At 44.8% G+C, this 248-nt stretch carries 1 protein-coding gene; it reads right to left on the bottom strand.

The window, feature by feature from the left end; translation table 11 throughout:
• Positions 1 to 202, bottom strand: a 202-nt coding sequence (locus ACTHSX_RS10780; RefSeq protein WP_440379684.1) for an MBL fold metallo-hydrolase, incomplete at its 3' end; no start/stop codon positions are given.
• Positions 203 to 248 lie beyond the last annotated feature (46 nt).

The raw sequence follows: 248 nt of genomic DNA, 5'->3' as shown, positions 1-248 counted from the left end.
GCCATTGTTTCCCCTGAAGACAAAAAGTGCGGTGCATTTCGCCATAGCTTTTGCGAGAAGGTGTAATCAGCTCAATCTCTGAGTATGCGGTTAAAATCGTTTTAGCACCGCCTGAATGGTCATTATCATCATGGCTTAAAATCAAGGTTTCAAGTTCAATCCCTTCCCGTTGAAGATAAGGCAATATTTCTAATTCCGCCATAGAAGAGCCACCTATTCCACTCTGCCAAGCGGGCCCCGTATCATAC

Origin of the sequence: Neisseria sp. P0014.S002 (genome assembly GCF_051958295.1) — a bacterium.
Lineage (GTDB): Bacteria > Pseudomonadota > Gammaproteobacteria > Burkholderiales > Neisseriaceae > Neisseria > Neisseria flavescens_B.
Note: the sequence above shows the minus strand (reverse complement) of the source record. Positions and strands in the feature narration are given on the sequence as shown.